The sequence below is a fragment of the Brachyspira sp. genome (genome assembly GCF_050873525.1).
Taxonomy (GTDB): domain Bacteria; phylum Spirochaetota; class Brachyspiria; order Brachyspirales; family Brachyspiraceae; genus Brachyspira.
Genome location: NZ_JBNMIZ010000108.1, coordinates 1 through 8,565 on the forward strand (window position 1 = coordinate 1; position 8,565 = coordinate 8,565).

Consider the following 8,565-nt stretch of genomic DNA (forward strand, 5'->3'; position numbering starts at 1 on the left):
GAATGCAAATGGTATTTATATTTAGCTGTTGACATTTTATTTTTTGTATATTATAATGCTTTTATTATAGATTATAGAGGTTGCATATTCCGATAATGTGCAATATGTTAACTAAATAATGTGTATTATATTTCGTATTATTAAAAAATCATTCCCTAAACTGTAAAGAATATAAATACTGATACTTTCCGCCTTTTTTCATTAATTCTTCATGCGTTCCAGATTCGATAATTTTTCCGTTTTCGACAACGCAAATATAAGTCGCCGTTTTTATTGTCGATAATCTATGGGCTATAACGAAAGTCGTCTGCAAATTGATGATTTCGTTTAACGCTCTTTGAACATACATTTCGCTTTCCGTATCCAAAGCGCTTGTTGCCTCGTCAAGTATAAGTATCGAAGGCTTTTTCAAAACCGCTCGCGCCAAAGCTATTCTCTGTCTCTGTCCTCCCGAAAGCATTATTCCTCTCGGACCTATATGCGTATCGTAGCCGTTTGGAAGTTTGACTATAAACTCGTCCGCATGAGCTATTTGCGCCGCTCTGATTAAATCTTCATCGTTCGCTTCTCTATTTGCATATAAAATATTTTCTCTGACAGTTCCGTAAAATAATATATTTTCCTGCGAAACTACTCCGATTTGATTTCTTAAACTTCTCGTATTCAATTCTTCAATATTAATTCCGTCAAATCTTATAACTCCTTCCGTTGGGGAAAATAATTTTGGAATTAAACTTATAAGCGTAGTTTTTCCTCCGCCCGAATTTCCAACGAAAGCCACGACATCTCCTTTTTTCACGCTCACATTAACTGGACCCAAATGAAAAGGCTGGCTGTCGCTTCTTTTAGGATATTCAAAATGCACATTTTCAAAAGTTATCGAGCTTTCAATAGGTTTCATTTCTTTTTTGGTTTTATCGTCAACATTTTCCGCTGGCAAATCCATTATTTGAAAAACTCTTCGGGCTATTCCTTTTGTCATTTGCAAATTAATAAATATTCCCGATAAATCTCTAACGGGAGACGAAATATTTAACATATAAAGTAAAAATCCCCATAAAAATTCAAAAGGCATTTCTCCGATAAAAATTAAATATCCGCCGTAAGCCAATATCGTAAGCATCGCAACTATCATTACGAGTTCCGTCATCGGTCTATTTAAAGCCTGTAATAAAGACATTTTTCTAACCAATTTAATATAATCGGCATAAGCGTTTTTATATCTGTCGACTTCCTCTTCTTCTTTGGAAAATATTTTTATAACTTCTATTCCTCTTATATCTTCCTGCACTACGGAAGTTATATTTCCTAATAAATTCTGTTGCGCCGTTACTCTTGTTTTTATAAGTTTCGATACAAAATCTATTCCCAAAGCTATTAAAGGAGCTGCGATAAAACATGCCAGTGTAAGTTTAACATTCAAAATCAATAACGCGCATAAAGTCAATATTAAAGTTAGAGGAACGGTTATAAGATTAGGCAAAGTTCCAGATATAAAATTTTCTATAGTCGCAGATTCATTTAAAATCTTGCTTATTATATCTCCTTCCTTTTCCTGTTTATAATATGCAATGTCGGTATTCATTAAACCTTTTAACATGTCGGTGCGGACATCCTTCCCTATTTCCTGCGAAGTAAAAGAAAAAAGAAAAGTTTTTATATAATCAAAAGACACTCTAAAAATAACATAGAAAAATCCTATAAATATGATAAAAGCAAATTGAGCTATTATAACGGGATTAACCAAAGAATCCGCCGACAAAAAATGCTCGGCTATTTGTTTTGTGCTTATATTTGAAAGTTCATTAACGAAAGGAATTTTATCCAATATATCGACTCTCTTTCCGCCCGTAATTGCGATAGCCATCTGCCCGAAAAAAGGCGGAAGTATATTTATAACCGTGTAAAATATGCTTATCGTAAAAGAAGGAATAAATAATTTTTTATGCCTCATCGCATAAGATAATATTCTTTTATAAGGATGCGGTTCTACTTTACTATAATATTTTTTCAAATGTTCTTCGGTTACCGCTCCGTAATCGAAAGGTTTATTTTCTTTTTTGAAAAATTCTTTTATTTTTTTTATCATTACAATTATATCCTAATTTATTAACTTATTTAAATAATTTACATAATTAATTTTATATCTTTATATCAAATATTTCAATATTCGGATAGATTTTCTCCGTATTCGAGTTTCAATTTTCTATCCGCCATATTTGCGATAGAATTTGAATGAGTGACTATTATCAAAGACGCTTCCGTTTTTTTAGTCATATTCCATAAAAGTTCTCTCACTATTTCGGCGTTTTTTTTATCCAAATTTCCCGTAGGCTCGTCCGCTAAAATCAATTTCGGATTATTTATTAAAGCCCTTGCGATTGCGACTCTCTGCGCTTCTCCGCCCGAAAGCTCCCCTATTCTATGTTCAATTCTGTCTTTAAGCCCAACGATTTCAAGCAGATTTTCCGCTTTTTCTCTTGCAAGTTTTTTATTATATTTAAGCATTAAAGAAGGAATCATTACATTTTCTACGGCGCTAAATTCTCCGAGCAAATTATGAAATTGAAAAACATAGCCGAGTGAACTATTTCTAAAATGGGCAAGCTGTCCTTCGTTCATTTTATGAATATTATTTCCGTCAATATTTATGTTTCCGTCCGTTATATTGTCAATTCCGCCAATCAAATTTAAAAGAGTCGTTTTACCGCTTCCAGATTCTCCCGTTATCGCAAGTATTTCGTTTTTATATACTTTCAAATTCAAAGATTTAAGAACTTCCACTTTTGGCGGACCGATATAAGTTTTTTTAAGATTTTCTATATTTATCAGAACTTCATTATTCATATCTTAAAACCTCCGCTGGCTTATATTTGCTCGCTATATACGCAGGAATAATTGCGAAAATAACGGAAAGCAAAAACGAAATCGAAGCTACCATAATAACTTGATTAACATGTATTATTGAAGGAAGTCCGCCGCTCACATAATAAATGTCGGAAGGGAAAAAATCTGGAACTATCGGAACGGTTATTGAAGAAGTTATATGCGAAGGAATAAACCATATAATATTTACTATAAATTGCGAAATATATCTAATCGCTTCCAAAGTTTCATTGACATAATTTGCAAGAAGTATTCCAAAAATAACTCCGAATATAGTTCCAATCGCTCCTATAATCGCTCCTTCCAAAAAGAAAACTTGCGCCACATTTGAAGGTTTTAATCCCAAAGTTTTAATTATCGCTATATCCCTTCTTTTATCTTTTACGAAAATTATTTGGCTCGAAGCGATATTTAAAGCCGCTATCAATATAATAAAAGAAAGTATTAAACCGAGCATTAATTTTTCGGTTTGAAGCGCCTGAAAAAAATTCCTGTCAAATAACATCCAAGGCATGACATTATAAAATTCTTTTAAAGTTATATCCAAATCTTTTGCAACTTTATCCGCATTGAAAAAATTTCTCACTTTAACCGCTATTCCCGTGACGGCGTTATCGTATCCAACCATAGACTGTCCCGTTTTCAAAGGAACGATTACCATTCTGCTGTCGTATTCGTAATAACCCGTTTTATATATTCCTTTTATTGTGAAAGTATTTTTTTGAGGACGGAAACCTTTTTCAAAACTTCCCGAAGCCGAAACAATATCAATCGTATCTCCAACCGAAAGCGCATAATCGAAAGCCATTTCCGAACCTATAAGCGCCTCGTTGCTTGCCATAGATTTATTATTTCCTTCTATAAAATTGAAATATTTAATAAAATCTTTATCCGTTGAAAATATATCATCTTCAAAAGAACGAACGGTTATTAAAGTGGTAAAACTGTAAGTTCGCATTATGCATGGCAAAACTATATAAGGATATAAACTCGTTATTTCTTTATTGTCTTTTATATTTTCTATTACATAATTATAATCGGTAAGCGGCTGGTCGCTATAAGCGCTGATATTTATATGCGCTCTCATTCCGAGTATTTTATCTCTTATATCATCCTGAAAACCGTTCATTACCGATAGGACGGTTATCATTACCATATCGCCGACTAAAATTCCCAATATACATATTACCGTAATAATCGAAACGAATGAAAATTTCTTTTTAGCTTTTAGGTATCTTATACCGAGCATTAATTCTAATCTCAAATTAACTCCTTAATTTTTGGTTTTAATATTATATATAAATATAAATTACTATGCAAATTATTTTATACAAGAAATATTAAGAATTTTTGCTTTTTATTTTAAATTTAGCGCTATTTTTAAGAAAAATGCTGTTATAATTTAAAATATCGTTAAATCCAAATTCCCATATTAAAAATTCTTGTCCTCGCTTTTCAAAAAACAATGTTATAACTTCTTTTTGAGTATGAATGCTCCATTGTTGCATAGGATAGTAAAGTTGACGAATTATTATATTTTTTGTATTAGAATTTTTTGCTTCAACCAATACAATTCTATGCCGTCCTTCAAAACCCGCATCAACTTCGGTTTGCACAGATACGACATTAATATTTTTATATAAATCAGTATTAAAATTAAATTGCGGAGTATATTTTCTACCGCGAATACTTAATACCAAACTATCGTCTTGTAAAAAACTACGAATAAGAGACGAAGCATAAGCAAAATCTAAATGTTGCATTTCGGAATTTCCAATTTTTGCGCTTTTTATCTCAAAATCTATTTTGCTTGTATATTCTATAGCCTGCGTATTAATTTCTGGAATATCTATATAACCGTCTCCCTTGCAAATAATATATTCTCCGTTTTTTGTAGGCAAAATAAAAAGATTATTTTCTATAAAAATATCTGGTCTTTCTTCTCTGCTATCTTGTTTGCATAATACTCGAACTTCTTTTTCGGAGGTTTTATCAAAATCTCTTACGCAATTTTTTATTTGATTTGCATTTATAATAAATGGAGATTTATTAAAATCATGTTTTTTTATTTCTAAATCGTTATAGATTTTTTCCCAGCTTTTGTTATTCTTACTCATAATTTCCCTTTATAATAAGTTCCGTTATTTTTCCCCTTTTATCGCCTTTGCAATTTATCGCTCTTTTTGAACCTACTTCTATTATTTCAAAATCTTTATATAATTCTTTTATAAAATCGGTATTAGAATTGCTTTGCAAAACTTTTACTCCCTCATAATCAAGCATTTTAAATAATTCGTAAAGTCTTATTTGTTCGTTTGCCGAAAAATTATCAATATAATTAACAAAACTTGAAGTTTTATTAAGCGGAAAATAAGGCGGGTCAAAATATATAAAATCTTCTTTTTTAGTTTTTAATGAAACGATTTCAAAATCTTTATTTGTTATCGAAACATTTTTTAATGTCTTGTGAACCGAAAAAATTAATTCTTTATCGTATATTTTAGGATTTTTATAACTTCCCATTGGAGTATTAAATTCTCCTTTCGCATTATATCGGCAAAGTCCGTTAAAGCAGGTTTTATTAAGATAAATAAATCTTGCCGCTCGAAAAACTACGCTTAAAGAGTAAAAATCTAAATTCCTATCGAGATTACGAATTTTATAAAAATATTCTTTATTATGATTTTTCTTCAAAATTTCCAATTCTTCCAAAAGTTCGTTAGGATTAATTTTTATTTGTTTATAAGCGTTGATTAATTCTAAATTTTTATCGTTAAGATATATTTTTTTAGAATTTAATATTTTATGATTTTTAAGATAAAAAAATAAAGCACCGCCGCCGACAAAAGGCTCAAAATAAGAATTAAATTTTTTTGGAATAAACGGCATCAAATAATTTATCAATCCGTTTTTTCCGCCTGCCCATTTTACAAAAGGTTTAGCGTTAGCATTAAAATTAAATTCTTTTAAGTTTATCATTATTTAATTTTCCGAATCAAAACAATAATTACTTGAATATTAACATATAATTAAGAAAAAACAAATTCGTATATCTTAATAAAGATTATATTTGCTATCGATTAATTTGCATATATCGTTTGGTTCTATTGATTGCAAATCGTATAAAGGATAATATTCATAATCAATTTTTGCGGTATTATTTTTTATATCTTCTTCCAATTCTTTCGGTAAAACTATATTAATATTTTTATTCTTTACAAATTCTTTTGGATAATTCAAATAGCGACTGTAGGACATTCCGCTCGATATACATACAATATTATCATTAACGGCAATTCCTATATGATAACCCGCTGAATCGATAGTTATAATTAATTTCGCTTTATTAAAAATATAAAATACTTCGTTCAATTTATATTTTCCGCAGATATTTTTTATTGAGTTTGAATTAGAATATTCTATTATTTTATTTGCAATTTCATTATCGTTTTTAGAACCGACTATATACGATATTAATCCATATTTAGAATATAAATAATCGCATATTTTTGCAAAACATTCGGTTTTATAAATTCTTTCTTTACCGTTAGAAAATGGAAATATAATGCAATATTTATCATTAAAATTAAAATCTATCTTTTCAAAAAAATCTTTGTCAAGTTCCACATTCATATCTTTTAAATTTATTTTAGTATTCAATAATTGCTCAAAAAAATCTGTATTTATTATCGTTTCATGCGTTTTATCGTCTTCGTCTATATGATTAAAAATTAATTTATTATAAAGAGTAAAACCTCTTGCCCTATTATATTTTACATTACACCATAGCGAACCGTAAGAAGAAATTTTTTCTTTTGCATTTATATGCGATATTATATTATCAATATCCCAAGTTCGTCCATAAAAATGAGAAATTAATATATCGTATTCTACATTTTGAAAAACATATTTAAGATTTTCAGGACAGATATTATATTCTTGATACGGCATATATTCGTCTATATAATCCATATCAAAATTTTCTACAATATCTTTATGAGCATAATTGCCGATTAAAGTAATATTATAATCTTTGTAATATTCTTTAATATATGGCAAAAATTTTCTAAACAAAATATAATCGCCAATTCCAAATCTTAAAAATATTGCCAATTTATATTTCTTTTCTATATAGTTTTTATTCTTTATAATTTCTATTTTTCTATATAGTTTATATTGCAATTCTTTCGGTTTAGTAATAATTCTAATACCAAAAATAGTTCTTATTCTATATATGCCCTTATCTTGTCTATTGTAGATGAATTTAAAAATATTTTTCATGTTTTACCTACTATAGACAACGCATATAATGAAGTTGCAAATATCTGCAATGAGATAAATAGATTATAAAATATAGTTCTATTATTTGTATTAATTTTAAAAAATTTAAAATTATGTTGACTGTTGACTGTTGACTGTCACCGAATTATTAAAAAAGAAGTTTAACATCATAATGATTGAATTATACAACATTAAAAAATTTTTGTCAATAGTTTATAAAATACTTTCCGCTATGTAATGAACTATCTTCTCTCTAACATCTCTGCCGTAATAATCGAATTGATTTTCTCTGATTTTAATCAAATTTTCTCCGTTATTTTCCAAAAGCAAATCTATTTTATCAAAAATATCGTCCGTAGAGGTGGCGCTATAGCCCAAACCGTTTTGCTGAAGATAAATAGGATTTTCCTCTTCCTGCCCTGGCAAAGCTCCCATTGAAATAACGGGAATTATGCAATTAATCGCTTCTATTATAGCAGTCGGTCCCGCTCTCGTTATCAATATATCGTTTTCTGAAAATAATCTCGGCAATTCTTGAGTATAGCCTATTATTGTCGGAGCGTAGCTTTTTGAAGAAAAAAATTTTGTAACTTTATCGAAAGTGTTTTTATTTCTTCCGCAAACCAAAGTGACTTCGCAATTAAATCTTTCATACAATTTTTTTATTATATAAATAAGTCTTTTATTTTTTTCCGAGTTGTTAAGAATAATAATTTTTAATTTTCCGTTTATATTAGTTTTCTCTCTTATTTCTTCTCTTGAATCAATAGGAGATTTAAATCCTTCGCGCACGGGCAATCCGAAAGTCATTATTTTTTCTTTATCGATTCCGTTTTTTATCATATATTCTGTAGCCTCTTTTGAAGGACTTATAATTTTATCCGCTCTATTGTCGAACCAAATTCTCGTTATGGTAATTAAATCTGTGATTATTATAAAAAATTTTATATTCAATTTTTTCTTTTCTATTATATTAAGCAAACTTCCGCTAAATAAAGGATGAACATTTATAATCAAATCGGGTTTATATTCTTTAATGATTTTCAAAAATCTTCTCTTTATGCTGAAAGAATTATTTTTATTTAGAAAATCTTTATTCTTAAACGAAAATCTAAAAATCTTATTCCATAAATTAGGAAAATATTTTACGCAAGTATTGTAAAGTCTTTCCGCAGCGATAAATTCCGCTCCGCCCAAAGTGAAACCGTTTATAACTTTGCACTCGATTTTTTCTTTATATAATTTTTCAAACGACTGCATCAAAGCCGTATGAACACTTTTATGTCCATGCCCCGTGTATTCCGAAGATATAATTAATATCTTTTTCATATAAAAACCTTAAATAAAATTTGTTATATTATACTTAAATGAAAATCTTTTGTCAATTCTATTGTAAAC

At 29.0% G+C, this 8,565-nt stretch carries 7 protein-coding genes; all 7 read right to left on the minus strand.

Annotated features, from left to right (window positions below; translation table 11 throughout):
* Window positions 1-148: 148 nt before the first annotated feature.
* The 7 genes from ACR0QS_RS08160 to ACR0QS_RS08190 all read right to left on the minus strand — a co-directional run bounded on the left by ACR0QS_RS08160 (window position 149) and on the right by ACR0QS_RS08190 (window position 8,496).
* Window positions 149-2,089: an ABC transporter ATP-binding protein gene (locus ACR0QS_RS08160; RefSeq protein ID WP_432632949.1), complete on the minus strand. Its 1,941-nt coding sequence runs from the start codon at window positions 2,087-2,089 to the stop codon at window positions 149-151.
* 74 nt (window positions 2,090-2,163) lie between these two features.
* Window positions 2,164-2,847 carry an ABC transporter ATP-binding protein gene (locus ACR0QS_RS08165; protein ID WP_432632950.1) on the minus strand — a complete coding sequence of 228 codons (684 nt, stop codon included), beginning with the start codon at window positions 2,845-2,847 and terminating at the stop codon, window positions 2,164-2,166.
* Window positions 2,840-4,135, minus strand: coding sequence for an ABC transporter permease (locus ACR0QS_RS08170; protein WP_432632955.1), 1,296 nt, complete (start codon window positions 4,133-4,135; stop codon window positions 2,840-2,842). Before ACR0QS_RS08170 ends, ACR0QS_RS08165 begins: the two co-directional genes overlap by 8 nt.
* 91 nt (window positions 4,136-4,226) lie before the next feature.
* Window positions 4,227-5,003, minus strand: coding sequence for a type II restriction enzyme (locus tag ACR0QS_RS08175; RefSeq protein WP_432632951.1), 777 nt, complete (start codon window positions 5,001-5,003; stop codon window positions 4,227-4,229).
* A complete protein-coding gene (locus tag ACR0QS_RS08180; RefSeq protein WP_432632952.1) occupies window positions 4,996-5,865 on the minus strand; it encodes a DNA adenine methylase in 870 nt (289 codons plus the stop codon). The genes ACR0QS_RS08175 and ACR0QS_RS08180 overlap by 8 nt, the downstream gene beginning before the upstream one ends.
* 75 nt (window positions 5,866-5,940) lie before the next feature.
* Complete coding sequence (locus tag ACR0QS_RS08185; protein WP_432632953.1) at window positions 5,941-7,167, minus strand: glycosyltransferase family 9 protein; 1,227 nt, start codon at window positions 7,165-7,167, stop codon at window positions 5,941-5,943.
* A 213-nt stretch (window positions 7,168-7,380) separates the two neighbouring features.
* Entirely contained in the window at window positions 7,381-8,496 is a 1,116-nt protein-coding gene (locus ACR0QS_RS08190; protein WP_432632954.1) for an MGDG synthase family glycosyltransferase, read from the minus strand.
* Between the last annotated feature and the right edge of the window lie 69 nt (window positions 8,497-8,565).

Coding starts and splice junctions, on each gene's coding strand:
- ACR0QS_RS08170 (WP_432632955.1), bottom strand. CDS start 4,135: ATGCTCGGTATAAGATACCTAAAAGCTAAAAAGAAATTTTCATTCGTT.
- ACR0QS_RS08160 (WP_432632949.1), bottom strand. CDS start 2,089: ATGATAAAAAAAATAAAAGAATTTTTCAAAAAAGAAAATAAACCTTTC.
- ACR0QS_RS08180 (WP_432632952.1), bottom strand. CDS start 5,865: ATGATAAACTTAAAAGAATTTAATTTTAATGCTAACGCTAAACCTTTT.
- ACR0QS_RS08185 (WP_432632953.1), bottom strand. CDS start 7,167: ATGAAAAATATTTTTAAATTCATCTACAATAGACAAGATAAGGGCATA.
- ACR0QS_RS08190 (WP_432632954.1), bottom strand. CDS start 8,496: ATGAAAAAGATATTAATTATATCTTCGGAATACACGGGGCATGGACAT.
- ACR0QS_RS08165 (WP_432632950.1), bottom strand. CDS start 2,847: ATGAATAATGAAGTTCTGATAAATATAGAAAATCTTAAAAAAACTTAT.
- ACR0QS_RS08175 (WP_432632951.1), bottom strand. CDS start 5,003: ATGAGTAAGAATAACAAAAGCTGGGAAAAAATCTATAACGATTTAGAA.